The 26,451-nt window shown below is 59.5% G+C and carries 33 protein-coding genes; 8 read left to right on the top strand and 25 right to left on the bottom strand.

All coding sequences use genetic code 11. The annotated features are described in order from the left end of the window. Positions 1-298: 298 nt before the first annotated feature. The 5 genes from JHD67_RS12425 to JHD67_RS12405 form a co-directional block, all read right to left on the bottom strand. The gene (locus JHD67_RS12425) at positions 299-1,804 is read right to left on the bottom strand and encodes a hypothetical protein (protein WP_199099497.1); all 1,506 of its coding nucleotides are present in this window, start codon (positions 1,802-1,804) and stop codon (positions 299-301) included. Between the two features lie 139 nt (positions 1,805-1,943). Continuing rightward, positions 1,944-2,495: a hypothetical protein gene (locus JHD67_RS12420; protein WP_199099496.1), complete on the bottom strand. Its 552-nt coding sequence runs from the start codon at positions 2,493-2,495 to the stop codon at positions 1,944-1,946. A 54-nt stretch (positions 2,496-2,549) separates the two neighbouring features. Further along, a complete protein-coding gene (locus JHD67_RS12415) occupies positions 2,550-3,386 on the bottom strand; it encodes a hypothetical protein (RefSeq protein WP_199099495.1) in 837 nt (278 codons plus the stop codon). A 4-nt stretch (positions 3,387-3,390) separates the two neighbouring features. Continuing rightward, positions 3,391-3,915 carry a hypothetical protein gene (locus tag JHD67_RS12410; protein WP_199099494.1) on the bottom strand — a complete coding sequence of 175 codons (525 nt, stop codon included), beginning with the start codon at positions 3,913-3,915 and terminating at the stop codon, positions 3,391-3,393. Further along, on the bottom strand, positions 3,912-4,916 hold the full coding sequence (locus JHD67_RS12405; RefSeq protein WP_199099493.1) for a DNA-binding protein: 1,005 nt from the start codon (positions 4,914-4,916) through the stop codon (positions 3,912-3,914). The genes JHD67_RS12410 and JHD67_RS12405 overlap by 4 nt, the downstream gene beginning before the upstream one ends. A gap of 370 nt (positions 4,917-5,286) precedes the next feature. On the opposite strand from JHD67_RS12405, the gene JHD67_RS12400 reads away from it, so the two are divergent. From JHD67_RS12400 to JHD67_RS12370, 7 genes are all read left to right on the top strand, one after another. Beyond that, complete coding sequence (locus tag JHD67_RS12400; RefSeq protein WP_199099492.1) at positions 5,287-6,318, top strand: transglutaminase family protein; 1,032 nt, start codon at positions 5,287-5,289, stop codon at positions 6,316-6,318. Positions 6,319-6,332: 14 nt separating this feature from the next. Next, positions 6,333-6,881, top strand: coding sequence for an NlpC/P60 family protein (locus JHD67_RS12395; RefSeq protein WP_233171852.1), 549 nt, complete (start codon positions 6,333-6,335; stop codon positions 6,879-6,881). A 17-nt stretch (positions 6,882-6,898) separates the two neighbouring features. After that, positions 6,899-7,492 carry a hypothetical protein gene (locus tag JHD67_RS12390; protein ID WP_199099490.1) on the top strand — a complete coding sequence of 198 codons (594 nt, stop codon included), beginning with the start codon at positions 6,899-6,901 and terminating at the stop codon, positions 7,490-7,492. Between the two features lie 101 nt (positions 7,493-7,593). Next, positions 7,594-8,190 carry an RHS repeat-associated core domain-containing protein gene (locus JHD67_RS12385; RefSeq protein WP_343214355.1) on the top strand — a complete coding sequence of 199 codons (597 nt, stop codon included), beginning with the start codon at positions 7,594-7,596 and terminating at the stop codon, positions 8,188-8,190. 15 nt (positions 8,191-8,205) lie between these two features. After that, a complete protein-coding gene (locus JHD67_RS12380; protein ID WP_199099489.1) occupies positions 8,206-8,643 on the top strand; it encodes a hypothetical protein in 438 nt (145 codons plus the stop codon). Positions 8,644-8,664: 21 nt separating this feature from the next. Further along, a complete protein-coding gene (locus JHD67_RS12375; RefSeq protein ID WP_199099488.1) occupies positions 8,665-9,108 on the top strand; it encodes a hypothetical protein in 444 nt (147 codons plus the stop codon). A 385-nt stretch (positions 9,109-9,493) separates the two neighbouring features. Then, a complete protein-coding gene (locus JHD67_RS12370; RefSeq protein WP_199099487.1) occupies positions 9,494-10,483 on the top strand; it encodes a site-specific integrase in 990 nt (329 codons plus the stop codon). Positions 10,484-10,507: 24 nt separating this feature from the next. Here JHD67_RS12370 and tnpC read toward each other — a convergent pair whose 3' ends face one another. The 12 genes from tnpC to JHD67_RS12310 all read right to left on the bottom strand — a co-directional run bounded on the left by tnpC (position 10,508) and on the right by JHD67_RS12310 (position 18,532). Further along, positions 10,508-10,834, bottom strand: a complete 327-nt coding sequence (gene tnpC / locus JHD67_RS12365; protein ID WP_199099486.1) for a Tn3 family transposase post-transcriptional regulator TnpC — start codon at positions 10,832-10,834, stop codon at positions 10,508-10,510. Further along, on the bottom strand, positions 10,827-13,850 hold the full coding sequence (locus JHD67_RS12360; RefSeq protein WP_233171851.1) for a Tn3 family transposase: 3,024 nt from the start codon (positions 13,848-13,850) through the stop codon (positions 10,827-10,829). The genes tnpC and JHD67_RS12360 overlap by 8 nt, the downstream gene beginning before the upstream one ends. Before the next feature lie 77 nt (positions 13,851-13,927). Next, on the bottom strand, positions 13,928-14,524 hold the full coding sequence (locus JHD67_RS12355; RefSeq protein ID WP_199099485.1) for a zonular occludens toxin domain-containing protein: 597 nt from the start codon (positions 14,522-14,524) through the stop codon (positions 13,928-13,930). Continuing rightward, on the bottom strand, positions 14,521-14,811 hold the full coding sequence (locus JHD67_RS12350) for a DUF2523 family protein (protein WP_199099484.1): 291 nt from the start codon (positions 14,809-14,811) through the stop codon (positions 14,521-14,523). Before JHD67_RS12350 ends, JHD67_RS12355 begins: the two co-directional genes overlap by 4 nt. Continuing rightward, positions 14,811-15,641 (bottom strand): hypothetical protein, encoded by an 831-nt coding sequence (locus JHD67_RS12345; protein ID WP_199099483.1) that lies wholly within the window; start codon positions 15,639-15,641, stop codon positions 14,811-14,813. Before JHD67_RS12345 ends, JHD67_RS12350 begins: the two co-directional genes overlap by 1 nt. A 531-nt stretch (positions 15,642-16,172) precedes the next feature. Next, positions 16,173-16,400 (bottom strand): major capsid protein, encoded by a 228-nt coding sequence (locus JHD67_RS12340; RefSeq protein ID WP_199099482.1) that lies wholly within the window; start codon positions 16,398-16,400, stop codon positions 16,173-16,175. Then, complete coding sequence (locus JHD67_RS12335; protein ID WP_199099481.1) at positions 16,397-16,603, bottom strand: hypothetical protein; 207 nt, start codon at positions 16,601-16,603, stop codon at positions 16,397-16,399. Before JHD67_RS12335 ends, JHD67_RS12340 begins: the two co-directional genes overlap by 4 nt. 11 nt (positions 16,604-16,614) lie before the next feature. Continuing rightward, positions 16,615-16,899 (bottom strand): hypothetical protein, encoded by a 285-nt coding sequence (locus tag JHD67_RS12330; protein WP_199099480.1) that lies wholly within the window; start codon positions 16,897-16,899, stop codon positions 16,615-16,617. Continuing rightward, positions 16,896-17,918 (bottom strand): hypothetical protein, encoded by a 1,023-nt coding sequence (locus JHD67_RS12325; protein ID WP_199099479.1) that lies wholly within the window; start codon positions 17,916-17,918, stop codon positions 16,896-16,898. Before JHD67_RS12325 ends, JHD67_RS12330 begins: the two co-directional genes overlap by 4 nt. Continuing rightward, positions 17,915-18,109, bottom strand: a complete 195-nt coding sequence (locus JHD67_RS12320; RefSeq protein WP_199099478.1) for a hypothetical protein — start codon at positions 18,107-18,109, stop codon at positions 17,915-17,917. Before JHD67_RS12320 ends, JHD67_RS12325 begins: the two co-directional genes overlap by 4 nt. Beyond that, positions 18,099-18,350: a hypothetical protein gene (locus JHD67_RS12315; RefSeq protein ID WP_199099477.1), complete on the bottom strand. Its 252-nt coding sequence runs from the start codon at positions 18,348-18,350 to the stop codon at positions 18,099-18,101. The genes JHD67_RS12320 and JHD67_RS12315 overlap by 11 nt, the downstream gene beginning before the upstream one ends. Next, positions 18,350-18,532 carry a hypothetical protein gene (locus tag JHD67_RS12310; RefSeq protein ID WP_199099476.1) on the bottom strand — a complete coding sequence of 61 codons (183 nt, stop codon included), beginning with the start codon at positions 18,530-18,532 and terminating at the stop codon, positions 18,350-18,352. The genes JHD67_RS12315 and JHD67_RS12310 overlap by 1 nt, the downstream gene beginning before the upstream one ends. A 195-nt stretch (positions 18,533-18,727) precedes the next feature. On the opposite strand from JHD67_RS12310, the gene JHD67_RS12305 reads away from it, so the two are divergent. Next, positions 18,728-19,081: a helix-turn-helix transcriptional regulator gene (locus tag JHD67_RS12305; RefSeq protein WP_199099475.1), complete on the top strand. Its 354-nt coding sequence runs from the start codon at positions 18,728-18,730 to the stop codon at positions 19,079-19,081. 4 nt (positions 19,082-19,085) lie between these two features. Here the strand turns inward: JHD67_RS12305 and fdhD are convergent, their stop codons facing one another. The 8 genes from fdhD to JHD67_RS12265 all read right to left on the bottom strand — a co-directional run bounded on the left by fdhD (position 19,086) and on the right by JHD67_RS12265 (position 26,451). Further along, entirely contained in the window at positions 19,086-19,889 is an 804-nt protein-coding gene (gene fdhD, locus JHD67_RS12300; protein WP_199099474.1) for a formate dehydrogenase accessory sulfurtransferase FdhD, read from the bottom strand. A 4-nt stretch (positions 19,890-19,893) separates the two neighbouring features. Beyond that, a complete protein-coding gene (locus tag JHD67_RS12295) occupies positions 19,894-22,215 on the bottom strand; it encodes an FdhF/YdeP family oxidoreductase (RefSeq protein WP_199099473.1) in 2,322 nt (773 codons plus the stop codon). 144 nt (positions 22,216-22,359) lie between these two features. After that, entirely contained in the window at positions 22,360-23,349 is a 990-nt protein-coding gene (locus JHD67_RS12290; protein WP_199099472.1) for an ABC transporter ATP-binding protein, read from the bottom strand. Beyond that, positions 23,349-24,131 carry an ABC transporter permease subunit gene (locus JHD67_RS12285; RefSeq protein WP_199099471.1) on the bottom strand — a complete coding sequence of 261 codons (783 nt, stop codon included), beginning with the start codon at positions 24,129-24,131 and terminating at the stop codon, positions 23,349-23,351. The genes JHD67_RS12290 and JHD67_RS12285 overlap by 1 nt, the downstream gene beginning before the upstream one ends. After that, the gene (locus JHD67_RS12280) at positions 24,128-25,036 is read right to left on the bottom strand and encodes an extracellular solute-binding protein (RefSeq protein WP_199099470.1); all 909 of its coding nucleotides are present in this window, start codon (positions 25,034-25,036) and stop codon (positions 24,128-24,130) included. The genes JHD67_RS12285 and JHD67_RS12280 overlap by 4 nt, the downstream gene beginning before the upstream one ends. Continuing rightward, a complete protein-coding gene (locus tag JHD67_RS12275) occupies positions 25,033-25,383 on the bottom strand; it encodes a hypothetical protein (protein WP_199099469.1) in 351 nt (116 codons plus the stop codon). Before JHD67_RS12275 ends, JHD67_RS12280 begins: the two co-directional genes overlap by 4 nt. After that, positions 25,380-25,952 carry an NTP transferase domain-containing protein gene (locus tag JHD67_RS12270; RefSeq protein WP_199099468.1) on the bottom strand — a complete coding sequence of 191 codons (573 nt, stop codon included), beginning with the start codon at positions 25,950-25,952 and terminating at the stop codon, positions 25,380-25,382. Before JHD67_RS12270 ends, JHD67_RS12275 begins: the two co-directional genes overlap by 4 nt. Further along, the gene (locus JHD67_RS12265; RefSeq protein ID WP_199099467.1) at positions 25,936-26,451 is read right to left on the bottom strand and encodes a molybdenum cofactor biosynthesis protein MoaE; all 516 of its coding nucleotides are present in this window, start codon (positions 26,449-26,451) and stop codon (positions 25,936-25,938) included. The genes JHD67_RS12270 and JHD67_RS12265 overlap by 17 nt, the downstream gene beginning before the upstream one ends.

The following is a 26,451-nucleotide window of genomic DNA, read 5'->3' as shown; positions in this document are numbered from 1 at the left end:
TACATCGAGGTTTTCTACAACCGGCAACGCCGACATGGACATCTTGGCGGCCTTGCGCCAATGATGTTCGAGGCGGCCAACTCAAAATCCGGCAGCTAACCGTCTACGAAAGCGGGGGCGTACCAATGTCTTCCTCGTAATGGTCGTCAATGTCAGACATTTCAGTCTCCCGGCGGCAGTGCGTCACTTGCCGCTAATAGGTGCCGGAGAGGCGATCCCTCACTCGTGGGGATCTGGCACGGCAGGCCTTATAGCGAATCAACTCGCGTGGCTCACGCTCGACCGGGCTAGAAATTACTCAAGAGTAGAAGCTTCCGGGTTGATGCACAGAAATGGGCTGGCCTGTGATGGTTTCAAGAAACTGCTGCGGCAACATTCTTTCGACAATAGTCAGAAACGTCTCAATCAAAGCCCTGAATTGGTCTAGGTCACCCTCCTGGATACGCCGCCACAAGCTTGGACGGTAACGAACCAAGATGGAAAGCGCGTACAAGATAACCACGCACGTGGCGCGATATTCCTGCAACGCTCCAAAGAGCGGTAACGTGAGCGCATTCCGTTGGAAGGGGCTGCTATGCAGCGGCAACACTTCGTGCCAATACTGTGCGCCCGGATGGTCGACGGCGACGCGGAAATGACGCGCATTGCGCCCCGAGGCGACCTGCGTAATCTCCCTGAGAGGACCGGGGAATGCTTGCAGATCCTCCGCTTTCGATCGACCCGAGCTATCAACTAGCAAGATGTACGACGCCGTGGCTTTTTCGCCGCTTGCGTTGAACGCTGAGCGCTGGTTGAGATCCGGCTGGTAGATGGCGCCCAGCCATGCAGGTGGACCATCGAAGACGTCGACATAGATGTCCCCGAGTTCGGGAATGCGGGCAAACAGTTGCTCCAACGTGAACCAACTATCGGCGGGCAGCGCCGCCAAATCATCAGGCTTTTTCGGTTTTTGATCCACGCTGACTATTGAGGTCGCGACCATAGTCTTGGCCCAGCGACTGAAGAAGCCTGATTTAAGAGCGCCCACAGTAAAATCAGCAACACCTTCATGCGGGCCGTCCAAGGTATACAGGCCGTGCCCTTGCTTGGTTGCACCTTCCAATTCGGCGAGCGTTCGCGCCCCCTTCGGTGACGCCAGGAGTTCGGCAAAGGCAAACGATAGGCTGCCATAGTAAAGGTTGAGCACCCGTTGACTGACATTGTGCGCTTCCTTGGGGGCGAAGTAGTCGATCGCATTGCGTACAGCGAACGCCACCCCTTCTCCTTTTGTGGAGATATCGTCTGCGTCCAAAGTGGCATGATCAATGAGCGCACGTTGCGCGATCATCTTTCTGGCCAGCGTGGCGCTTCGCAACTGCGAAAGTCGCGCCCAAATTGCGTCAATGGGCGTTTCTGAAAGGAAACGGCGTGGTTCAAGAGTTGGGGTGGTAGTGTCCTCGTCCATCACCTGTGTGATTCCTAACTTGCCTGAGGTGGCCCGATTCCAATCCACCAGAATGAGATGGAAGTCGCCGAGCGCTTTGACAGGCTTGGTCACGCCTGCGGTGAAGGATTGCACCATGTAAGGCTCGCCTCGATACAGAATGACATCGGCCTCGCTTTCCAGTCGCTTGTAGATCCGGTTGTCAGTGCCCGACGAAAAGAGCAACGCAGCGCGACGCGTAACGTCCTGTCGCGTTGCTGCAATCACCAACTGGCCATCGCCCTCCTCATCTTCGCGCTCAATTGTGGCCTCCCATCCATGCGTACGCAGCGGTGCAAGCACGCTATTTTCCGCATCCTGTCGAAGGATATTCAGCCGCATCTGCAGTCCATGATCGCGCACCTACTATCTCCGAATTGCCGGCACCATCGCCGCGTGAAACGTCTGATCAATATCAAGCAACGCAAGCAGGCACCTCCATCGTAATGAAGCCTTGAGGACCTCCAAATTGACCGATCTGTCAGGCTTGATCTGTGTAAGCGTCTTCATGGCGAGCAAGTATGTCGGCTGGCTTGATTGATGAAAGGACTCGATCGAACTCGTCAATCAAGTCACGAGCAAAGACCGATGTTGAGCTAGGGGCATTTACGAGCAAATCTCGGCGAGCAGTGCTCCAGCCGGAAGGACTTCGATCGGAAGGGATCGGTACTTTGGCGCCTGATTTCTCCATCTTCGCTGCGGGCATACGAACTTCGGCGAGTGTTTTTTTGAGTTCACGCAACTCATTGTGAATCGGCTTGGAAAAACAAGTCCCGGACTGACACATGGTGCGCACAACTTCGTAGGCCCCCAGTATCCAAAGCCACATAAGCGAATCCGCACGACCCAGCCTGCCGCCATCGATAACGTGGGCCGAAAATCCCTGATCGAGATTCAGGATGATTTCGTCGGAAAGGTCGAGAAGGACGTGGATTCGGCCAGATAGATAGTTTGAATACGCCAGGAAAGGATCGCGCTCGACCATCTGCTCCCAGGTGGGATTGATAAGCACGTTCTTGAATCGGTCACGCATTCGCATACTTTGGCTACCTTATCCTATAGATGATGCCTCTGATTTGCTTGGGTTCTACGGCGCCACCATTGCCTGGTAGCCAGGACAATGTGTAACGATTGTGTAAGTGCACGGGATGAGGAAGTTGAACAGGCTGATGTGCACAACCGTGCATGCGCCTCCCGCATACGTCTCAGCATCCATGATGTCCATCTGGTGCCAGTTAACCCCTTTTTGAGAGGGCTCCTCCATGGGCACGCATCCAACCCAGTTTCCGAAATCTTGCCGTTGCCCTAAAAGCAGTGACAGCGCAGGGCTTTCCTCTCTCGCAAATCCGCCACGCATGCCCACATGGAAACCGTAAGCGATCTTGCACAAGTAGCGTAAAAAGGGCCCGATATCGATCGCCTGCTTTCCGCGAATACCAGCCGCCTGGTGGCGAAGCAGGAATGCCTGCATCTCTATGCCAATCGAAGCCGAATCGATGGCCCGCACTTCCAGCGCGTTGTTATCCGGCAATGGCAGCGGGTCAGTCAGCGCACGTGCTGGCATGAACATGGGCATGATCAGCATGGACGCCGCTTCGCGGACGGGGACATTCTTCCTGAAGCTTCGATTTCCGGCGCCTACGAATTCCACCTTGATGTGGGTAGGTTGGGCTCTCTTGTTGTAAGACCGCATACCCAGGAGAAGGCGCGGGTGTAGAAACATCCCTTTTTTCTGCAGAGCTAACTCGATCTTACTGGTGAGATCCTGATGTTCTTTGCAGGTGGCCTTCGGGAGCAAGAGCGTCCCATTTAGCCCGCGCGGAACGACGTGCTCGTCCGTCAGTGGGCCGTCTTCGGTTCCGCAGTAGATGCAGTGATCGGCGGGAGACAGGCGTTCGGTCGGCGGAAGATCTGGACCCTGCATGGGTCTATGCCCCTTGCCGTTGCGCTGCTCGCCACCGAATGTCCTCCGCCGATGCTCTCGGCAAGGCAATGAAATCGCACTCCGCCATGACGTTGTAGGTGTCTTGGAATGGCAAGTACAGGTCGACCACCCAAGCATCCCCTTCCTTCCGGCCAGCGTAAGGATGCAGGATTTCCCCGTCCGATAGACGGCGGTCAAACCGCAGCACGCCTTCGTGCGGATAATGGTGTGCATGTCGCGCCTCCATCATCCGCCGGACCGCTTCCGCCGGGTAACCGGGATGCCCCGCAGTCTTGTGCTCATGGAAGGCAGCTTTCAGTGCTTCCGCGTTCGTGAAGTGGCAGCGCTCAATGTCCTTTTCATCGAACACGACTTCTTTCGCGATATACGGCGGCCCCTGGTACCAGCCCGGGTTGTCGCGATCCAGTTGGATGGCGAGGATGGTCCGCGTGCCGACATCCGTGCAGCGCCACCGAAAACCAGCACTGGCGACAAACTCCAGGCCAATATGAAAATCCGCATGATTCATGGTTTCTCCTCCGACGATCGCTGGGGCGCGAGCTGGGCCAGTAGTGCCTCAATGGCCTGTAGCCGCGTTTCACCGCGCCGGCGTTCTTCGACTTCGACGGTACGGGCATCCCGCTCGGCCGACAAGTCGACGATCGACCGGTCCAGTTCGTCGCGAAGCTGGTCCCGCTGGAGAGTGATCTGGACAACCTGTAGGCCGAGCCCCTCCACCTGTCGCTCTAGGCCCGGCACCGCCTTGGCGACCCGCGTCAGTTGCTCGTGCTCCCGTCGTAGAGTGCGCAGCGCAAGATCGCTTTGGCCATGGAGTTCGGTGAGTCGCGCATTGTCGCGATTGAGCTGCAGTAGTTCCTGGTTCTTACCGTTGATCCACTCCTGGGCTTGGCGCAGCTCCACCTGCAAGCCCTGCACCTGATGCTCATGGCGGCGTGACTCCGTCTCCCGCTGCTCCTTCGCCGACTGCCGGAAATGCTCCAGAGCCTCGCGAGCCTGCTGGTGTTTTTGCTCCAGCGACTGGACGTGAGTCATCTGTTCGGCCAGGCGTGCCTCCAGTCCGACCACCCGTTCTTCCAGTGCCCGGACCAAAGCGGTGCGGTCCTGCAGTTGCCCGACGGTATCCTGATACAAGCGTGTCGCCTCTTGAAGCGCGGTCTCCGTTCGCTGCAATTGATCGCCCAGGGCACGCCCCTCCCGCTCCTGGCTGGCCAGGGCTTCGGCCGCCTTCTGAACCGACGCATCGCACCGGGCCTGGATCTCCGTGATACGGGTGTCGGCCTCCTCGGCAAGGCGTTTGGAGAGTTGCCCGACCAAGCTCCGTAACGAATCACTGATGACGATCTCCGTCGTCGGCGCCGTCGAGCTCTCGGCTTCCAGCTCTTTCAGATAGCGATGAATCGTGCTCTTGGAGCCGGTATTGCCCAGCGCCACACGGACGGCATCGACGGAGGGGTGTTTGCCCTGCGCGATCAGGCCGTCACGGGCCTTCTGAACCTCGGTCTTGTACAAGCCTGCGCGCGCCATAGCCGCCTCTCTGATGAATAACGTAATGTATTACATACCATGTAATTACGTAATATACAATGACAGGTATTCAGCTACAGGAAGTAATGAACTGGAATCGGATAATGGGAAGTTATCCGGTGTCAGCGGAAATTTTCAGGTGCCGGGCCCGATACCCGTTATGAATGACCAGGAATAAGCCATGGCAGTTAGGCCCGGATGCCAGCGTATGGCCAGCCTGATGCCTCGAGGAAGAGTCTTCATTGGTGCAATAGCCTCGGGCCGGCTTGACTGGAGGCCGCCTGCCGCCGACTGAGCCAGTTGCCGGGCTTCATGAACAGGAAGTAGCATCAAACACTTGGAACGGGGAGGCAGGATGCGTCGCTGGTTTGTTACGCTGCTGATTTCGTTGGCGGCTGGGATCTCTCTTCCTGGCCATGCCGCTGTGCTTGCGAAAGGCACGCCACCCAAGGATCCTAACCTTCGAACCCTTGATTCGCTGCTGCAGCAGCCCGAGGAGCGGATCGACCTCGCTCGCGCCGAGGTGGCTATCGAGCGAATGATCGATCCATCTGTGGATGAGAAAGCGACGTTGGGGCTACTCGATGCATGGGCCTCGAGGGTGAAGGCTCGCCTTCCTCAGGGAGAGGCCATCAGCAACGACACCAAAGTGGGTGTGCTCGCATCCACGCTCTATCAGCCTGGCCCTTGGAACGACTTTCATCCGTTTAGCTACGACCTTGATGATGAGCTAGGGCTAAGCATTCCGGGAAAGCTGATGTCGCATTACCTTGCCACTCGCAAGGGAAACTGCGTCTCGATGCCAGTTCTGTTCGTCATCCTCGGGCACAAACTAGGTCTTCCCATCACACTAGCTATCGCGCCCAATCACGTTCTCGCCAAATACAAGCGCGACAACGGTGAATGGATGAATATCGAGGCCACGACCGGCGGAACGAAGTCAGACAGCAAGTACCAGGAAGAATTGGGCATCACGCCCAGGGCCATCGCGACCGGCATCTATCTGCGCCCGCTGAGTCAACGCGAGGCACTACTGGTCCCTGTAGACACGCTGATGCAGTTCTATCGGGAAAATCGACCTCCCGAGCAAGTCATGCCAGTCACGGACGCCGTGCTGAAAGTGGACCCGAACAACATCGTGGCCCTGCTGGTGAGGAGGGATGCCTATCGTCGCATCGTCGATGACCGGTATGCCAAGCAGTATCCGACCCCCGATCAAATGCCTCCCTCAATGCGGGATGGCTATATGGAGATTTACCGCAACCAGGTTGCACTCGTGCAAAAAATCCAAAGCCTGGGCTGGGTTCCCGAGACCCAGGAGCACAGAACTGGTTACCTACGGACAGTCGAACAGGCGAAAACCGGTCAACAAGGAGGAGTCCGATGAGGAAGGTGTGCGCCATGAGCCTAGGCGCCTTGTGCTCGCTTGCGTTTAGTCACAGTGCTGACGCCCGATACATTCAGTCGGACCCGCTCGGACTTGCTGCCGGACCAAACACCTATGCTTATGTGGCCGGAAATCCGCTCCGTTACATCGACCCTTTAGGCCTGGACTTGACTCCGGCACAGCAGGCCGCCGTGATGTCAGCGGCGCAGGATTGGGCGAACTCAAAAGTTCCGTACCTGTGGGGCGGGAACACAAAGAAGGGAGCTGATTGCTCGGGCTCAATATCCTCGATCTTCGCTCAGGCCGGGATCGATATCGGCAGGTTGCAGTCTCAGCAATTTAAGCAATCGCCATTTAGCCCTGTGCCAACGGACTCGGCGTTGCAACCTGGCGATATCGGAGTTTATCCGACACATGTTGTCATCTATGCCGGCACCGACAACACAGGCGTACCAGGGGCCAACGTTTTCTCGGCATTTGGCGCGAATTCCAGCCATCAGTACTATGGCGCCGCGAATGGGGCTTGGTTTGGCTCTCCTGTTTGGTACAGGTACTCGCCTTGAACTCTAAGAGACTAGCCATGCACACTTTATTGTTGATGGTGGCGATGTGTGCCGGGCAAGCACTGGCTGCCAATGCAGCGCCAGTAGACAGAACCTTTTCCCAAAAGGGGGATGTCATAGGCGATGGTCGGATGGAAACCCTGACGCTCCATGTGATCGGTCAATCCTTAGAGTCGCCGTTCAAATGGGACTTCACGATCGTTGACGAGGCAGGAAAGGTAATGTTCCGGGTCGAGAGAAATGACGCCTCCCTGGATGGCTTTTTTAAAGACGATGGGTACGTGGCAAATTGCACGGGCTATCAGCGATGCAAGTCGAAGTACTATTTCGATGATCTCCCGCAAGCAATCTTCGCGAGCGTAAAGCCATCTCCCAAGGCATGGAGCTTCGACGGCTATACGCTGTCCAATCTACGAAACACAGCCACCCCCTTTTTGGCGGCACATGGCTTCTCACCCGATGCAATCGAAAAGACGTTGACCCAAATGAAGGAAATTTTGAGCAAGCCAGGCTATCGCTTGGTGGCGGCCCCTCTCTCGCCGGTGCAGAGTGATCCGCCGATGCTTTGGGTGCCGAGTATCCAAATGTTTGTGCCGATTTATCAGGATTAGCGGCAATGCCCAGGCTTTGACCGAAGGTAATCAGGGGCATCGGGGCGCACGCTCGTTATGCGGCATCAAGTACAAAGGCCGGCCAACAAAGGAGTGACTCAGTGAAGAAATTGCTCGCTGCAAGCCTAGGGGTATTGTGCTTAGCTGCGTTTAGCCATAGCGCGGATGCTCGCTATATCCAATCCGATCCCTTGGGTCTAATGGCAGGCCCTAATACCTATGCTTATGTCCGTAGCAACCCGCTTAACGCGATTGACCCCTTGGGTCTCGCTACCGTGGTGATCTATAGCGGCGCAACTAACAGCAACCCGTTCGGGCACATCGCACTGGGAACGACAGGTGCTGGATTGTTTAGCTACGGAACTGCTGATCCGTATGGATCCAGTGTTACTAGCTATGTGGACACGCAGCTGTTGCAACGAAATGTTTCCATTGCGGTCATTCCGTATACGTCGAGTGCTGATGAAGCATCTATCGCCTGGGCGATGCAGGCTTATAGCAAAACGAAGTACGACGTCATGAACCACAACTGCTCCACAGCAGTCGGAAATGCCCTCAAGGCCGGTGGCGTCCCTGTCGATCCAACGACTGCACCGGGGGACATGTTCAATCAAATATCCAACTTGCCGGGAGTCCAAATTTTCAATCTCAGTCCCGGCAGCGCGCCTCCCGATCTATCCGGTTTCAATCGGCATTGACCGAGGGGCGCTTGCTTGAATAACGACACGCAAACAACAAGTGCCTGGGTATACGGCGGCGCGCTTCTCGCTGTGCTTTTGATTGCTGCTGGAGGCACGTATCTGGCCCTGTCGGGCTTTTTTAGCCGAGGGGAGCTCGGCACCAAGGATTACTACGCCACGCTGCAAAGGGTGGAGTTTGAAAATCGAGATAACAAGGACCCAAACCCCATCCGGAGAGAAAACGTAGATGATTCAGGGCTGGACGTTCTGGGTGTCCCCGGCGGGGATGCCCCGGAGACAAGGGTATGGATAGTTCTCAATCGGACGTCTCCTGACGGGCGCTTTTTGATCATCCCGCAAGATATCCCGATAAAAGCTGATTGTGATTCTATTAGTCGAGCCATATCGGGTGAGCACGTTGTGGACGCCGTCAAGCAGTACTTGCTGAAGAGTTGCGCACATCGCCCATAGGGCCTTGCCTGGAGGCCATTGGTGGAACTTCAAGCCAAAGACAAAATTTGGTTCGTGGTCTCAGTGCTTACGGTGTATTTGCTGCTTGACCTGGCTGCATCCCCAATGATTCACCCCTATTTCAGGGATATATCTTTCTATGCCCTGGAGATTTTTCTAGCGGCTTTTCTGCTATTTCTCTCCGCTGCGAGGCTGTACGGAGCGAGGCCATACATCTTGCTTATCGCAATGTGCGCGGCTGGCTATCTGCTGGGTGCAGTGGCCTATTTGATCAAGTGGACCTTCCTGGACCATCGCGTGGCATCTGTGGGTCACCTGACTCAAATTGGGAGCAGCGTCCTTTCCGCGAACCTTTGGTTGATGGCCATCTTCACTTACCGCTGGCTGTCTCTGCCTATTGCCACCTTGGCTGGGAGATGGATCGCGAATAACTTCAAGGGCAAGGCGGCTTTGGGTAAGGGCTGATCTCAGGAATATTGCCACCCTGATGACACCCCAACGACTTCAATTGATCGCCTGTGGGATATTGACCATCGTCCCTGCGCTTTATTTCACGTCATGCAGCGTCATATCAGCCCGAACGACGCACGCCTTCGAACTCATCAAGAAAGGCAATGCCGAGCGGCAGGTCATCGAAATCCTGGGAGAGCCAAAAGACCGAGAATTTGCCGGCGCACGACGCCTCATCCAATATGGTGGCCCGGAGTGTAGGGTTCCATGTGCGCAACGGCTTTGGTACCCGAATAGATTGAGCCTCGCAGGGGAAGCGTGGCTAGTGGAACTTGATGCCACAGGTCATGTGGTGGATTCCGGCCATCTCACATCGCCTTGATAGATGCGAGCACCTGCCATGACAGATCTACGTCCATTCCTCGACGCCGCTACTCGTGCCAATACACAGCGTAGCTACGCTACGGCCGTTCGTCACTTCGAGGTGGAATGGGGTGGATACCTGCCGGCGACCTCTGACAGCGTAGCCCGCTATCTGGCCGAACACGCCGATAAGCTTTCCATCAATACACTCCGACAGCGCTTGGCTGCTTTGGCACAATGGCACGCCGACCAGGGGTTTGCGGATCCGACGCGGACTCCACTGGTAAGGAAGGTGCTCAAGGGAATCCGTGCGCTGCATCCGTCCATTGAAAAGCAGGCAGTGCCGCTGCAACTGACTGAACTGGGCATGGTCGCAGACTGGCTCGATACCGCAGCTACCGCTGCCGAGCGCGATGGCAACTTCGTGCGAGCACTGCAGCATAGGCGTGACCGCGCCTTAATGTTGATGGGCTTCTGGCAAGGATTTCGAGCGGACGAGTTGACTCGGTTGCACATCGAACATATCCACCTGCAGCCGGGCGAAGGCCTGACGGGATTTCTACCCCGCAGCAAGACCGATCGTGACAACAACGGGCGTACCTTTAAGATCCCAGCGCTATCGCGTTGGTGCCCAGTCGATGCCACTCACGCTTGGATAGTTGTATCCAAGCGAGTGCACGGACCACTGTTCCCCCGGATCAACCGATGGGGAGCACTGGGTGTAACGCCACTAGACGTCGACAGCATCGTACCTGTACTGCGTCGCGCGTTTGGACGGGCGGGATTGGCGCAGGCCGACACTTACACCGGTCATTCACTGCGCCGTGGCTTTGCTAGTTGGGCCAATGCGAACGGTTGGGACATCAAGAGCCTGATGGCGTATGTGGGGTGGCGCAAGGTCGACACGGCCATGCGGTATGTGGATGCCGGGACACCGTTTATGCCGGCAGGTGCCGATCCGCGCCTGCCGCCGCCCACGGTCACGCAAGCACTTCCGCCGTCGGGTCGTGCCACCACGATCCCCTAGCGCTTTGCGCAAGAACTAACATGCCTATTGAGACAAAGCCTCAAGCGGCTGCACGCTACAACGGATTGAACCAAGCACACCTTCAAGTTGGTCGATCTCAAGATGAATCTCTGCAGCCAATTCACCGATCGCCGCTGGCGAGCTGGCGACGGACAGAGGGCCGCCGTTGATCACGGCATGCGCCATGGCATGCAGTCGTAACAAATCGGCGCGCAAGGCGTCTGGATCAGCCAGCGCGGCGCACACCTGGTCCAAGTGATCAATCAATTGCAGCAGCCGGGTCGTGTCGTAAGTGGACCGCAGCTGCTCCAGTGCGGCCAAGACTTCGGTGTGGCGGGTTGATTTACTCATCAGCGGCCTCCCGTTGCTCCTCCACGATGGCTGCAGATGCGCGGGCCGCCTTGACGGCCGCTCTAAGGGTGCGATCGCGAATCCATGGCTCGGGTGGGCGCTTCAGGTCCAGACGGTAGTCGCCGAAGCGTTTGATGCCACTGGTGACATAGGGTGACAGGCAGCTCACATCCACCCCCGAAATCTCAAGGCCATCATCGTTGAGCTTCTGCATGGCCCGCATCATATCGACCGTGTTCTGCAGGATGACTGCCGAAGCAATCAGGTCGTTGTAACGTAGGCGCTTTTGTTGCTCGTCCGGATCGTTCTCAGCAATGACATCGCCACCAAACGAAAGAAACTTGGCGAACCCATTGTACGACTCGATTTTGTTGGTCTCGCTGGTCACTTCCTGTCGCAGCGGCAGGCTGCCGATCCATTTGAGCAGGAAGACGGTGCGATGAGCGCGCCCAAGCTCCTGCGCAGCAAGGAACAGCCGGTTACGCTGGCTACTGGCCCCTAAGCGGCGAAGCAACAAGGGGGAGGAAATTTTGCCCGCTTGGATGGAAATGGCGACTTGGAGCAAATCTTGCCAGTGCCTCTCAATCAAGGACCAGTCGATTGACCCGTGAAAAAGTGATTCGATGTGGGTATAGCGAGCCTGTTTGTCCGGCCGAAAGAAATCTAAATCCTTCCAGTTGCGAATGCGCGGCAGCAGATTTATGCCTAACAGGTAGGTGAAGGCGAAGACCGTGGCCGATTGGCCCTGGGTATCGGAGTACACCGTGTCCGGCTCTACAGAAAGCTTAGCCTGGAGCAGTCCTTCAATCACGTAAATCGCTTCCCAGACACCCGGCGGAATGAAGTGCCGAAACGTAGCGATGTAGTTGTTGGCAACATGTCGATACGCCACTGCACCCATTTTCTTGTAGCGGAAGTGGTAGCCGGCGAGCAGATTCTGATCGTAGAAGTCGTATTGGGTGCCGTCCGCCGCTACGCGCTTGCCATCGCCCCAGGCACGGGGTAGATCCAGACGTAGGTAGAGCTCAGCCAGTTCACGCGTGGCAGCCTCCAGTTTCTCGATGGTCACGTGCCGGCGATTCACACGCGAGATCATGTGGGGGCTGACGTCGCCCACGAAATGCCGGGCGGCTTGATTGGGCCCCAGATTGCATCCCATGGCGAAGATCGTCTGCAGGTAGCGTTCGGCGGCTTGCTTGATCTTTGGCTCATGCCCGGAGATGGGCCCGAAATGCCGCGTGAAATGCGTCCAATGCTCGATATTTGCGAGAATGTCCAGCAGATTGCGAGTCGGCAGTTCTCGACTCAGCGCGCTTTGCAACGCGATCGCCGATGCCGGAATCTCGCGAGCCTGAAGCCTTCGCAGTACCGGCTCGCCTTCGGCGCCGATGGCCAAGTCACTCTTGAGATCGGGAAATGCAGCATCCAGTTGGGTCGCGGTATCCGCCAAGCGTTGTTTTAGCTCTGCCACGCAATCGGCCGCTGTGGAAGGAATATCCACCTTCGCGCAGAACGTCACCAAGCGAGCCTCACATTCAGGCCAGGGGAGCAAATGCTCGCGAAAATCTGCGTACGCTTCCGAGCCCGCCACGCAGGTGTCGCCCGATTTCAGCTCGCTGGCCAAGTGCGAGAACACACACATCTCGAGATACCGGCGATTGATCGCTGGCCCGTCGATCTCGGGGCGAAGGATCAGCTTGCGCCAACGCTCTGAACAAAACTGCAGATCCACTTCCGCTGAGATCCATTCCACCCGGCGGGATTCGTTGGCCAGCACAACCGTCATGGCAGCAATCAGCGATTGATTCTGGGTGGCTGACACAAACTCTAGCGTGCGCGCCAACCGCATCAGCACAGGGCGGTGGCTTGTGAAGAACCGCCACAGTAGCGGCAAATGGTTGCTCCCTCCCGCCTGTTGGATGACCGCACAGTCCTCACGTAATTTTGCCGAATCCCCGTTCGGTGTCAGCAGCGCCCGGATGCGGCGGCCAGCAGGCAAATCGTCGGATTCTTCCAGCAGGATGGCCAGAACGTCATCGAGCTTGGCAACCAACTGCTCCGCCATCGAGCGTTGGTGCAACTGAATCTGGAGCAGCTCGTCGCGAGCTCGTTTATGCAGTGCACTCACACGTCGAATGAACATCTCGGCCAGGTCATCCCTGGCTCGCACACGCATGCGGTGGATGAGGGCTAGCATGAGGGCATAACGACGCTGCGGAACGGTGCGCCGCAAGTCATCGGCATCCAGCAGCGCGGCCTGATGAGCCAGGTGCTGCAATTTACTTGCCGGCGCATGACGCAAGGGTTCATCGACATCACCGAGCGTATTCAACCAGGCGAGCTGGTCCAGCAATCCCTCCAGGTGCTTCTTAGTTGCCCGTTTTGGCAGCGCCTTGAGTGCCTGAAAGGCGCTCTGGCGCCGAGCGAAGTCGGTGGACAGCAATCCATCGAGAAAGGCGCGACGCTCCTCTGTCAGATCTTGATCAACGCGGGCGTAAAGGCGGTCCTGTGCCGTTGACGCCGCTGCCTCAGCCATTTTGTCCAAGGTGGAGAATGCAGGCAGCTCGTACCGGCGAAAAATCAGCTCCTCGATCGTCGCATTGATGATGTCAACGCGCTGATCCATCACTTCGGCCGCCTCGTAAGCGGCTCGAACTGCGATGTGTTGGGCTTCTTTGCCGTAATACCCTTTGACGTTGAGGTGGGTACGGATCGCGGTGTAGTGTCGGTAGAGAGTCTTGGACCCTCGGTAGTCCGCCTCAATGGAGGGCTTCAAGCCCATGACCGTTCGAATATGGCTGGTGATTTCCGGTGGCACCGTTGCCAGGTCTGGAAAGTGGTGTAGCTGTTGGAATGTCTTCAGCAGAACCATCAAGCTAAGGCGGGCCCGATCACCACGGGCAAAACCTGAAACCCAAGCGACCTCGTCAGCATCCGGGGTGTAACGCTGAAGCAGATCACGGGTCGTGATGACCCGTGGAAACCGCGGGTATGCCGTGCGCTCAAGGTTCGCCATAACCACCATCCAGGGCAGGGGGTGGGTCGAAGATAGCGAATCGGCAACGGGTGAGTCACCTGCTTACATGCTTTTTGCTAGTGATTTCGCAGGGATAGCGGCGCCATGACCCAATTTTTACCTTTTCCGGGCACAACCCCAATACGGCGCTCCGTGGTGTCCTGTTCGGTGGACACGTAGAGGTTTCGCTTCATCAGTTCGGACGGGTAGGCCCAAAATTTCTTGGTGTCGGAGCGCCGAACGTTGGGCTCAAAACGGTCCCACCAGAGAATGATCGCTTTCTTAAATCCGAACTTGCGGCGGATGTGTTCGTGGTGGTCGATCAAATCGTGCAGGAACCGGTCAACCTGCTTGCTGGGCGACTGCGCAACCAAGATGAAATCGTAACCGTAGTGGCGATGGGTCGCCATCAGATCAACGTGCTGAGGCACCTTGCCGGATGCGCCGCGCATCGGGAAAACACGGTAGCACTCGTCAATCAAAATAACGGAGCCGGGTGGGCAATCCATCCACCGGGTTGGGTCCTTAAGTTCGATGAAGCCCGCTTCATCGTACTTAAGGCCCTTCACGCCATAGGCGTAAACCGTGCGCCCCTGCTTTTTAAACTCCAAAGCTTGCCAGAGCGCGCGCAACGTCTTGCCGTGGCCGGGTTGGCCTGTCTTTAAATAGATCATGCGTTGGTCACCGCTTTAAGGGCGATGCTGCCCGTGGCGCGCGCCACTAAGGCAGAAATCACCATGGAAACGTAGACGTCGCCGCCAAACGCGCCGAACGCCTGAAACAGAAATGGGTCCCAGCCAGACATCTGCGATTGCACGAACGACATCAGCGCCGGCAATCCGACCTTGGTCACAACAACGGTTAAGCCGAGGGTCACGAGAACTTTCAACACCCATTGGCCGGCATAGGTAGAGACGAGCCAAAGGAGCATGCGGCCCAGGAGCTGAATAATCGCGCCCATCAGGACTTACCTCCCGCTGCAAGAATGCAAGCCGCAGTAAACGCGCCCGCGAACATCAGCGCATAGCGAATCACGCGCAGCCAACGGCAAAAGAAATCCTGATCGCTGAGCCAGGGCTTGCCGAAAACCTGAAGGTTCGGTAGTGCTGGGCAGGCACTGCCGGCCCAACTTGTGCGATCGATCTTGTCCAGGCCATCGGTCTGCGTTGAAAAGACGTCACCCTTCGATGTGTCGGAAACCTTGTAGCCGTCGCCGTCGCCGTCCTTTACGCGCGCCCACTCCGGCATGCCACAGCGCAACTCCCACTCCTGCCGAGCAATGAGGCCAAGGGCTGCACTGCCCTCAACCATCGGAGGCGTATTGCAGTCGCCGCCACCACTGGCGGTGGTGCCATCGTCCTTTTTCTTGTCATCGGGTTTGTCGCCCTTCCCGTCCACGTCCCCGGGCTGCGTGCCAGGATTCGGCTTGTTGCCGGTGTTGTTGTAGTTGTTGACGGTGGTGCTATCGACCGGACCATTGTCTTTCTGTGACGTGTACTTATCACTGGATGTGATCTGCGAAGCAGGGTCACTAATAGGTGGGTTCGGAGGCTTGGGTGCAGGGTTGCCGGCGCATAGCGTGGTGTCACCACTGGATGCGCACGCGCCCTGCTTTGCTGCGTCTTTGCTAACGCACACCTGCCCGCCACTGCCATCTACTGCACACCACTTGCCAGCGGCCGAGTCGTAGCAACTCCCGCCGCCGCAAAGCTTGCGCTGCGTCTCATCCTTGGGCGGTGGGTCTGTAGTGTTCTGGGGACCCGCTCCACAGGTTTCACCGGTAGGAGTCATCTTGCCGGCACCAATGCCAGACGTGCCGCCCGTTATGCCACGGACGGTCCAATTTTCCTTGCCCGGAGACGGCGCGTAAGAGCAGCCAGCCAAGCAGAGAGTGAGGTTCCCGGGGGACGTTGTTTGATAGGGCGCGCGGGCCTTGCAGATTTCGCCAAAGCCGCCGTCCGTGTCCCAACGAAACTGCAAGTAATTGCAATCCCCGTTGGGGCCGAGGCAGTACATCCTCATCGTCGTGTAGGCGACGCATGTCCACCATTGCTGAGAGGGCTGCAAATTACCCGACTTGAAAGTTGCGCATTGCTGAGATGCCTGATATTGCGTTGTAGCGGCGTGCGCAGCCCTGGGTGCAGCACCCAGGGCAACACAGAGCATCACGAACGCCCCAACGACCAAGCAGCGCATCACGGCGCGATGCATAGCCACACGGCGGGCAGCAGCCCCAGGATCACGAAATACCCTTCCATCGCTTCACCCTCAAAGGAAAAGAAAGGCCCGCCTAGATCGCTAGGCGGGCGTGGAACAGGCGGCTTAGCCCGCGCTCTTTTTGCTCATGCGAATGAGCACGATCACGCCGAGCAGGCTCAGAACGGCCGCGCCGATGAGCAGAATCTCGCCCTTACCGTCCTGCAGCTGCGCAGTGAAGGAACTCGACAGGCCGGTGTCGGCCGCGTGCGCCTGGGCGGCCAGCAGGCCGGTGGTCACCACCGCCGCAGCGGCGGTGCTCTTGCTCTTGATGAAATTGCCGATCTTGTTCATGCGTTTTCCTCTGCTGTTTTACGACTGATCCGCACGAGATAACCAACGGCCCACACCGCAGCAATCGCTCCGGAAATAACGGCACCATCGGCCGCAGACAGCGGCGGTAAACCGCCTGCGTAGTTCACCCACTCAAGGTGAGAGCACGTGAGAGTGGCCGTGTCGATGTTCTCCGGCGCACACGTCGCAATGAGATTCGGCACGGCCAATCCCCTTACTTGATCGGCGAAGCGGGCGTGGGGGCCGCCTTGTTCGCCAACGGAACGAGCTTCACGCGACCGAGCGCGAGGCGGCCGTTCGTAATGGAAAAGCTGCGCGGGTCAAGAGTGGCCGGGCCCGGCTGCACCGGCTCATCGCTGGAGAACTCGAACGAGTTCACAAGGCCGTCCACCTCCACCGATGCCCACTGCTTGAAGTAGTCGCGCACCACGCCGTCACGCTCAAAACGCGCCGGCTCCGGTTCGCGGGCCAACACCGTAATCATCAAAGGCTTGCTCATTGCACTGTCTCCGTTATTGGCGGCACATTCCGCCATGCAAATACCCGCCCAGATGGCAGGACCGTCACTTTCCACTCAGAGGCGAGGAACTCGCCCGTAACACGATTGAGGTAACCGCCGGTCACCTTGCGAATGTCGGCAGCGCCGCCGAACGTCTCGCGCGCAAACATGGGCGCACGCCACCATCGAATGACGCGCTTGCCTTCGTCAGTCGGGCCGCACACGCCATAAAGGCGCGCGCCCTTAGGAACATGCTTGGCCTGCTCCGCAATGAATTTGCTGGCGTACTTCGCCATGTAGGCGACCGGGCGGTTGATGTGCACCTTGCTGCTAAGCACATGGGCAAAACCATGCGGCCACCAGCCAGCCTTGTGCGGGTTCGGGAAATAGTCGCGCGCACGCACCCAGATCATGCAGTGGTAATGGGGCCGGCCGCGCTTGGTGAGTTCCATCACCCACACCATGCGCATCCGCGTTCCGTTGCAATTGCGCTTGAACCAATCGCGCACGTGCCGCCGAAAATCGCCCACATGACCCGCCTGCCATGCATCGTCCTGCGCGTAGGTGAGCGTGACGAACAGGCGGCGCCAACGAACGTTCTGTTCATCGGTATGCGCGGCTGCATCAAGAATGTGCGCCGAATTGCGCACCGCCTTCTGGAGCTTTCGCACACGAGATGAATAGACGTCTATTTCGATGATCTCTCGGAGCGGTGCTCCCTTTGTTTTATATGGGTCAAGTTTCGCGGGCGCGCCGCATGCGCTTGCGCTGTCTTCCACGCCAAAGAAGCGAGCGCGAGCGAGATCGGCGAACGGCGCATCCAGGGCGTTCTGTTGCTCTGCGTACTCGCGTGCCTGTCGTGCGCCGAATGCTCGCAATGCGCGCATGGCAGGACTGGCATATTCGCGCGTTCGTCGCGACATGCGCGGCGGCGGCAACTCAAGCGCGCTCGTGCCAGCAAACCTGCCGGCACCGCTGCGCATGGTGTAGAAGTCTGTGGGCTTGCCGTCAGCGATCACAGGCTCACCCCGAACGCATCGCCCAGGGTGTCAAGGTCAAGCTCCACGCCATCCTCTACGGCAGCATCAAGCAAGACGATGGCGCAGGTTGCATAGGCGGCTTCAAGACTCACCTGCCCCAGCAAGCCGGCAGCTTCAGAGTGAGAACGCATAGCCGCAATGCGGCCGCTCAGTTCGATATCAGCCGCCACTTTCGCGCTCCTGCAAGCTGCGCAACTGGCCTTCCCAGCGGCGCAAGTAGTCGATCAATCGTTCACGCCGCTGCAATGCGGCCACTGCAATCGAAAGGCCGGCGTGCACGCCTTCGACGTAAACGAGTCGAGCATCACGCTCAACACGTTCACTGCCCTGCCCTATGCGCGCGGCGTGCATGCACACACGACGGTCGAATGCCGTCGCGGTTTCTGAGATGGAACGAACGGGAGCGCTCATCAGCGCTTTACGCCCTGCTTGGCGCACTGTTGGCCGATGACCTCGCCCAATGCCGCGAAGTCGGCCTTCTCATCCCGGGACGCAACGGGAGAGTGATTGGCATAGAGAAGCGCCATTTCCAAATCCGACGCCTGATCGCGCGTCAGCGTGAGGATCACCTCGGCTTGAAGGATGCGGTTCACAGAACCCACCCTTCCGCACGCAGGCGGGCTTGGCGGTCGCGGTAGGGTTTCGAGGCCAAAAGCAGCCAGAAGGCCGGGAGAGCGACGCAGAGAGCGGCGGTGAGGTACATGGATGGCCCCTTGTGGTGTATCCGACTCGGATACAACGGGGCTATGTATACTGGTCGTGGACACCACTGTCAACGGGACGGAAACATGAGCGCGACCATCGATCTGCTAGACCGGTACATCAAGGCGTCGGCCTTACCGTCAGACAACGCAGTGGCAAAGAGTCTTGGTATTGGGCGGGCGGCGGTCAGCAAGTGGAGAAATGGGCTAGGCCACCCGGACGCCGATAGCGTCGCCGCGATGTGCGCCGCGACGGGCCAAGCCATCGCTCACTGGCTACCGCTGATCGAGGCAGAGCGCGCACGTAACCCGGAAGCGCGCAAGGTGTGGCTTCGACTTGCTCAAATGGCCGCAGCCGTGACCCTTGTTGTTGGCCTGTCGCCGGCTCACGCCGGGGCCGCCCCTTCGGCCCATAAACCGGGCACCCTGTATATTATGTAAAATTCTAGATGGAGCCAGTGAGCCGCTGCGGATGGCTGTAGACGACGTATCGTCCCGGCCGCACGAATCCAGCCAAGGTGAGATGGCTGGATTGAGCCAGGGCTACGGCGAGTGCCGTTGGTGCGGATATGGCGGCCAGGACGCCGACGCCAAGGTTGGCGGCTTTGGTGACCATCTCGTAGCTCGCTCGGCTGGTGACCAATACGAAGCCTTCGCGCATATTGGTGCCGTCGCGAGACAAGGCGCCCAAGAGCTTGTCCAGCGCATTATGGCGGCCGACGTCTTCGCGTACGCAGCGGATTTCGCCCTCGATCGATGCCCAGGCGGCGGCGTGCACGGCGCCGGTTTGGCTATTCAGTGGCTGATGCTGTGCTAATGCGGCCAGCGCTTGTTCCAGTGCGTGAGCGGCGACCAGGGGGCCTTCCGGTATTTGAGGCGATGGTCGAAGCACGTCTTCCAGGTGGCGGTTGCCACAAAGCCCGCAACCGCTGCGGCCTGGCATGAGGCGAGCGGATTCGTTGTCCACGGCTTCCACGTCATCGGCCTCGATGTCGATGACGTAACCTTCCAGTTGTTCGTGTACGGCGACGCTGCGGATGTCGCCGGCGCGCGCTACGCGGCGCTCGCTCAGGGAGAATCCGTAGGCAAAATCCTCCAGGTCCAGCGGCGTGGCCATCATGACGGCAAAGGCTTCGCCGTTGTAGCGCAACTCGACGGGCATCTCTTCGGCCAGCCAGTCCTCGCCTGCCCGCTTCTCTGTGCCCTGGTGGACGATAACCGCGCGACGCGCCAAGCCGGAATGTTCCATGACGTCAGATCTCGTGTTGACTGGGCAAGGACGAGGCGGACAGCCGCACGGGAATGGATTTGTAACCGGGCGTGCCGGACCGGGGATCGTGATCGTCCAGGGCTAGCAAGCCGTTACCCTCCGGGTAATACATCGCCACGGAGCCTCGCGCGATACCAAAGGCTACCGCGACCAAGCCGTTCACGGTGCGTCCGTTGGGCGTGCCATCCAGTTGACTTGCGACCACATCGATGCGATCGCCCTCTCGCAGGCCGCGCTCGGCAAGGTCTTCCGGGTTCACGAAGACTACGTCACGCCTGCCGGTAATGCCGCGATAGCGGTCGTTGAGGCCGTAAATACTGGTGTTGTACTGATCATGAGAGCGGATCGTGGCCAGCCGGAGTAGATCCACGGCCTCCGCAGGCTGCTCAGCCATGGGAGCGAGCAAGAAATGAGCTTTGCCGTCCGACGTGGACCAGCGCCGCTGTGCCGCGGCGTTCTCCAGGTAGAAGCCTCCGGGCAGACGGATGCGCGCGTTGTAGTTGGCAAACATGGGCAGCACCGCCTCGATGCCCTCGCGGATACGATCGTAGTCCGCGACCATCGCCTCCCAATTCACCTTGGTGTTGGGCAGCGTAGCGCGAGCCAGCAACGCAATGATGGCGGGCTCGGATCGCAACTCTTGGGAGGCGGGCTTCAGCCTGCCTTGTGAGCCGTGCACCATCGACATTGAGTCTTCGACGGACACGAGTTGCGGCCCGCTGGCTTGAAGGTCGAGTTCGGTGCGCCCCAGGCATGGCAGTACAAACGATTGGCGTGCGGGTATCAGGTGTGAGCGATTGAGCTTGGTGGCGATATGCACCGATAGCTCCAGTTTACGCATCGCGGGGAACGTAAGCTGTGGATCGGACATGGCGGTGGCCAGGTTGCCGCCCAGGCAGATCAGTGCCTTGGATTGTCCCGCAGCGATGGCTTGTACCGCCGCCACAGCGTTATGCCCAGGTGCCGATGGCGGCTCGAATCCGTACGTGCGACGGATGCCCTCCAGCAAGGCAGCGCTGGGTTTTTCGGTGATGCCCACCGTGCGATCGCCCTGCACATTGGAGTGTCCGCGCAACGGGCAAATGCCGGCACCCTGCTTGCCAATATTGCCGCGTAGAAGCAGCAGGTTTACCAGTTGCTGTACGTTCTCGACGCCATGGCGATGCTGCGTGATGCCCATGCCATAGCAAATGATGACCCTCTCAGCACGGGCGTAAATAGCCGCGGCGGATGCGATCTCCGCCTTTGCAAGGCCCGATTGATGCTCGATGCTTTCCCATGAGGTGCCGTGCAGGTCTGACGCCAGGGCGTCAAAGCCTCGGGTGTGCTCATCGATAAAGCTCCGGTCGAGCATGCCGGCGCCTCCGGCCGCACGGTCAGCAGCGTCGGCCTCCAGCAGCCACTTCATCATGCCCTTCAGTGTGGCTATATCGCCGCCAATCTTTGGCTTGAAGTAGGTCGAGGCGATCGGCACCGAGCGACCGGTGAGCATTTCCGTAGGGTCTTGCGGTGAAGTGAAGCGCTCCAGCCCGCGTTCGGGCATGGGGTTGAACACCACAATCGGTGCACCGCGCAGCGATACCTCTCGCAACGTACCCAGCATGCGCGGATGGTTGGTGCCTGGGTTGTGGCCCACGCAGAACACCGCGTCCGCATGATCGAAATCTTCAAGGGATACAGTGCCCTTCCCTACGCCAATGGCTTCGGTCAAGCCGACGCCGCTGGCTTCATGACACATGTTCGAACAGTCAGGGAAGTTGTTGCAGCCGTATTCGCGCACGAACAACTGATACAGGAATGCCGCCTCGTTGGAGGTTCGACCTGAGGTGTAGAACTCGGCCATGGCCGGATCGGGCAAGGCTTGCAGTGCGGCGCCAATGCGCGCGGCGGCATCCTCCCAGGAGATCGGGAGGTATTTGTCCTGCTCGGCATCGTACGCCATGGGATGCGTCAGGCGCCCCTCGTCCTCCAGCGCGTGGTCACTCCACTCCCATAGCTCCGTGAGCGTGTGCTCGGCGAAGAATTGGGGTGTAGTGCGCTTGGAGGTGGCCTCCCATGACACTGCCTTGGCGCCGTTTTCGCAGAACTCGAATGAGGACGTGTGACGGGGATCAGGCCATGCACAACCCGGGCAATCGAAACCCATAGGTTGATTGACGCGACGCAATGCCTCGACTGAACGCCCCGTCGCCATCTGTCCACGAATGGCCTTGGCCACGGCACGTAGCGCGCCCCAGCCACCGGCGGGGCCCTCGTAGGGCTGGATGCTTTTGTCGGGTTCGGAGTCGTTGGGCGGCGTGCTCATGGAGTTGTCACTTTGCGGAAAGGCTTGCTGTTGCGCCCCACATGATTGGCGCAGAGGTGATTCTGCACACGGATCATGGAGAAGTCGTTGAGTGTACGTCGCTATCGAAGCAAATCGTGGGCGCCAGTACGCGGTGGAGCGCGCTCAAGCCTCGCCTTCCGTTGGCCAGCAACGGATGGCGTCGGGCTGCAGCGACAGCCATGGCGCGGGTGGCAACTCGCGTCCCGGCGGCAATTGCATCCACAGTCGTGCCTGTCCGCAGCGCATGCCCAGGTAGCTGCCATGGACATTCGTCTGTCGCAGGTCGAACTGGGCCGCGATAGCCCCCTGCGATGCCGATTCGCTCAGTGCGACGGCACTGGGCGGGATATGCCAATCCACTGTCGCACCGTCAGCCAGCGCGGTGCGTACGGGAACGGCGACACCCGCCTCAGGCCACCACAATTGTTGTGCGCCGGGCGTGCCGATCACGCGCCCGCGTTGCACATTGCGCAATCCAAGAAGGCGCGCCACAGCCCCGCTGGCCGGCTGTGCGTAAACCTGATCGGGCGTGCCTATCTGCACAATGCGTCGCGCATGCATTACTACGAGGCGATCCGCGACTGCGGCCAGCGCCGGATCGTGGCTGACAGCGAGGGCGGGAATGGCGGCCTGATGCACTTCCGCAATCAGCTCGGCGAGCACTTCGTCACGAGTAACAGGGTCCAGCGCGGAGGTGGGCTCGTCCAGAAGCAGCAAGCTGGGACGGCGGGCCAGCGCGCGGGCCAGCGCCACGCGTTGCTGCTGGCCACCCGATAGCGATGCCGGCCAGCGTTCCGCCAATTCGGCCAAGCCTACGCGCTCCAGCCACTGGATAGCCATCGCGCGGCGATCTGGTCCACGCAGGGTAAAGGCGACGTTCTCCCAGGCGCGCAGGTGCGGAAACAGGGCGTGCCCCTGCGGCAGATAACCGACGGCACGCTGCTGCGGCGGCAGATGGTTGAACGGTTCGCCGCGCGCCGAAATCAGCCCGGCGATGGCCTTCAGCAATAGCGTCTTGCCTTCGCCGCTGGCGCCCAGCAATACCGTAAAACCCTCCACTTCGAAGCGGGCATGCAGCGATACGGGGTATTCAATGCGGTAATCGATCTGCATTAGGAGAGCCGCCTGCGTACCGCCATGCCCAGAACCAAGGGCAACGGCAGCGCGACCAGGAAGAACACCCAAAGGAGCGGGTAGACGGCATCCAACCCGACGTTTTGCAGGTTCACCCACAGCTTTACTGGAATGCCCTGCGGGTAATAGGCAATGATCAAAACGGCGCCGAATTCACCCAATGCGCGCACCCAGGCCAGTGCTACGGCCGCGGCCAACCCCAGCCGTGCCAGCGGCAGACTGACGTGAATAAAACTACGCCAAGGCGAATAGCCAAGCGTGAGCGCTATCTGCTCCAGTTCGCGCGGGACACCTTCAAACGCGGTTCGGGCCGCCATCACGTAATAAGGGAGTGCAGCGTAAAACTGGGCCAGCACGAACGCAGGGGCGGAATTGGTGAGCAGTAGCCCTGCCCGCTCCAGCACGTGTCCCGCGGCCCCGTAGGGGCCATACATGGTGGCCAGCAGCAGGCCCATGGCTAGCGGCGGCGTAAGCAATGCAACGAGCAGCAACGCATCGATCAGCCACTGGCCGCGCATTCGATGCCGCGCCAGCCACCAGGCCAAGGGCGTGCCCAGGCCCACGATCGGCACAAGCGACAACAGACTGTAGCCGAGTGATACGCCAACCGCCGCGCCATCGCCCTGGGTGAAAGCGAAATGCCGCCAATGGGTGGACAGCAGCAAGCCGACAAAGGGTGTAACCAGTATCAGCAGCGTCAGTGCTGCTGGCAGCGCAGACAGTCGCAGGCGAAAGGGCGCCGTATCGGCCACGGATGTCACAGGGTGTCGCCGTGTGGTGGATCATAGCCGCGCTCATGAAGCATGGCCTGGCCTTCACTGGCTTGCAGCAGGTGCACGAAGTCGGCGGCAAGCGCCGGTTGCCTGCTTTCACTCAGCACCGCGGCATAGAACACCAGCGGCTGCGCCTTGAGCTCCTTGCCGTCGGCAAGATGCAGGCTTGCCTTTGCGTACCACGCCTCTTGCATGGCCGGCTGTGCCAGGTTGATCTCGTCGGGAAGGTCGATGGTGGGCAAATGGTGCGAATACGCTGCGCTGGCATAACCAATGGCAGCGTCGATCTGGCCGGCCTGGAGGCGCGACATCAGCGAGGGTTCGGCGAATATCTGGCTGGGATTTTGCAGTTCGCCAGCGACCTGTCGCAACAGGCCGGCCTGTTTGTAATAGCGCTCGGCGAGCTGTAGCGTGAGCAAGGCATTGGCGCCCTGGGGATCGACCGCGGGATCGGTTCGCCCAAGGCGAACACCGGGTTCGCGCAGCACGTCTTGCCAATGTTTTTCACCGCGCGCGGCCGCCGCGAAGTCTGCCGCGTAGCGACTGCCTGGGCTGTAGATCACCACCATGCGCGTGCTGGCTATGGGCACGGCATGCTCGATACGTGCGGCCTGCTGCAGCACCTTGATTGGCCCCGGGGTAATGGCGATGAACACGTCCGCCTGCAGCTGTTTTGCCGCCAGTAGCCGGGCAAGCGCGAACGAGCCCTGCCCGATGCCTTCGTAACGTGCGTTGTGCGCCTTTGCAAAGGCTGGCCCCAGCGATTCATCCATCACCACGCCCATTGAGCCGGCGTAGGCGACACGAAGCGTCGGCGTGTCGTCTGCGTAGCTGGCGATGCTGGTGAGAAAGAGTAGTGGCGCTAGCCAGCGCAATAGGAACGGTCGGGTCATGCCCTGCCCTCTTTCGAGTGACGACGATGACGCACGCTATCGCGCACATCGACATCAAACAGTAGTTGCAGCGGCTCCCCGCTGGGTACAGCCAACGTTATCGGCAGGCCATCGCGGCTAGGCAGGCGAGAGGCGAAGGCATGCACCTCGGCCCTGTTCAATACGATGCGCCAACCATCGCTCTCGCGTTGCCATCCGGGCGTGGCGCCCAGGGCCAGTCGCTGGCACTCCACCACACCGTCTGGCCATTGCGTGTGATTGCTCACCTCGGCGCCGTCGAGAAGCCGGGCCAGCTCCGCTTCGTCGATGCGCACACGGAGCGTCTGGTCCTGCAGTTGCACCTTCATCCAGTCACCTCGTTCCATTGGGTTGCGGTGTTGCAGTCGGCGAGTTGCGCCCGTTCGCTTGCATCGAGCGGAAGGGCTTGATGGTTCAGGGCGACCTGCAGGGCGCGCAGCGAACGTTGGCGCGGATCGTCTTGCTGCATAAGATTCTGCAGCATTGCGCGACTGGCGTTGTCCAGGCGCAAGCGCAGCGGCAGTACGTGATCCACAAAGCTGAGGCTGCGTGCACCGGGGTGTTCGCAGCGCAATCGTCGCAACAGCGGGGGCTGCAGCAGCGGCATGTCGACCGGGATCACCAGTAAGTCGATATTGCCCGCGATGGCTCGTGCGATGCCCTCCAGTCCGCCCAACGGGCCGGCATGCGGCCACGCGTCGGCGATGCCGCCGTAGTCCGGGCGGTCGCCCGCCACCCGGGTTTCCGTGACGTCGGCTTGCTTTAGTGCCGCGAGTTGGCGCTCGATCAGCGGCCGCCCTTGCCAGGGAAGCAGCGCTTTGTCGCGCCCCATGCGCGAGGATAAGCCGCCAGCGAGTACCACGCCGATGCATGGCAGGATTTCAGTGATGGTGTCCATGAACGGCGTTGCCGTCCTCGCCGGTCGCGTCGTGCGCGGTAGCATCCGACTCCGGCTGGCATAACGAGCAGCCTTCGCTCCAGGCGCTATCGCCGTCGATGTAGTGTTCCTGCTTCCAGATCGGCGCCTCGTGTTTGACAGCCTCGATCGCCAACCGGCAAGCCTGGAAGGCTTCGGCCCGATGCGGCGTGCCAGCGGCCACGACAACGGCCACGTCGCCCAGGCTCAGATGTCCCTTGGCATGGGCGATATAGAGCTTCAGCGGCGCACCTAGTTCGTGCTGGGCGCGTTCGCCGATGGCGCGGAACGTGCGCAGGGCTAATGGCTCAAAAAGATCGTAGCTGATGCCGGTGACCTGCCGGCCCAGGTTGAACTCGCGCACCTTGCCCACGAAAACGGCGATGCCGCCAAAGCGGGGGTCGGAGACGAAATCGAGTGCTTCTGCCACATTCAGTGCGGCCAATTGGCGCTCGACGACGGCAACGTGCAGGTCATCCAT

The organism is Dyella sp. ASV21, from assembly GCF_016428975.1.
Lineage (GTDB): Bacteria > Pseudomonadota > Gammaproteobacteria > Xanthomonadales > Rhodanobacteraceae > Dyella.
Note: the sequence above shows the minus strand (reverse complement) of the source record. Positions and strands in the feature narration are given on the sequence as shown.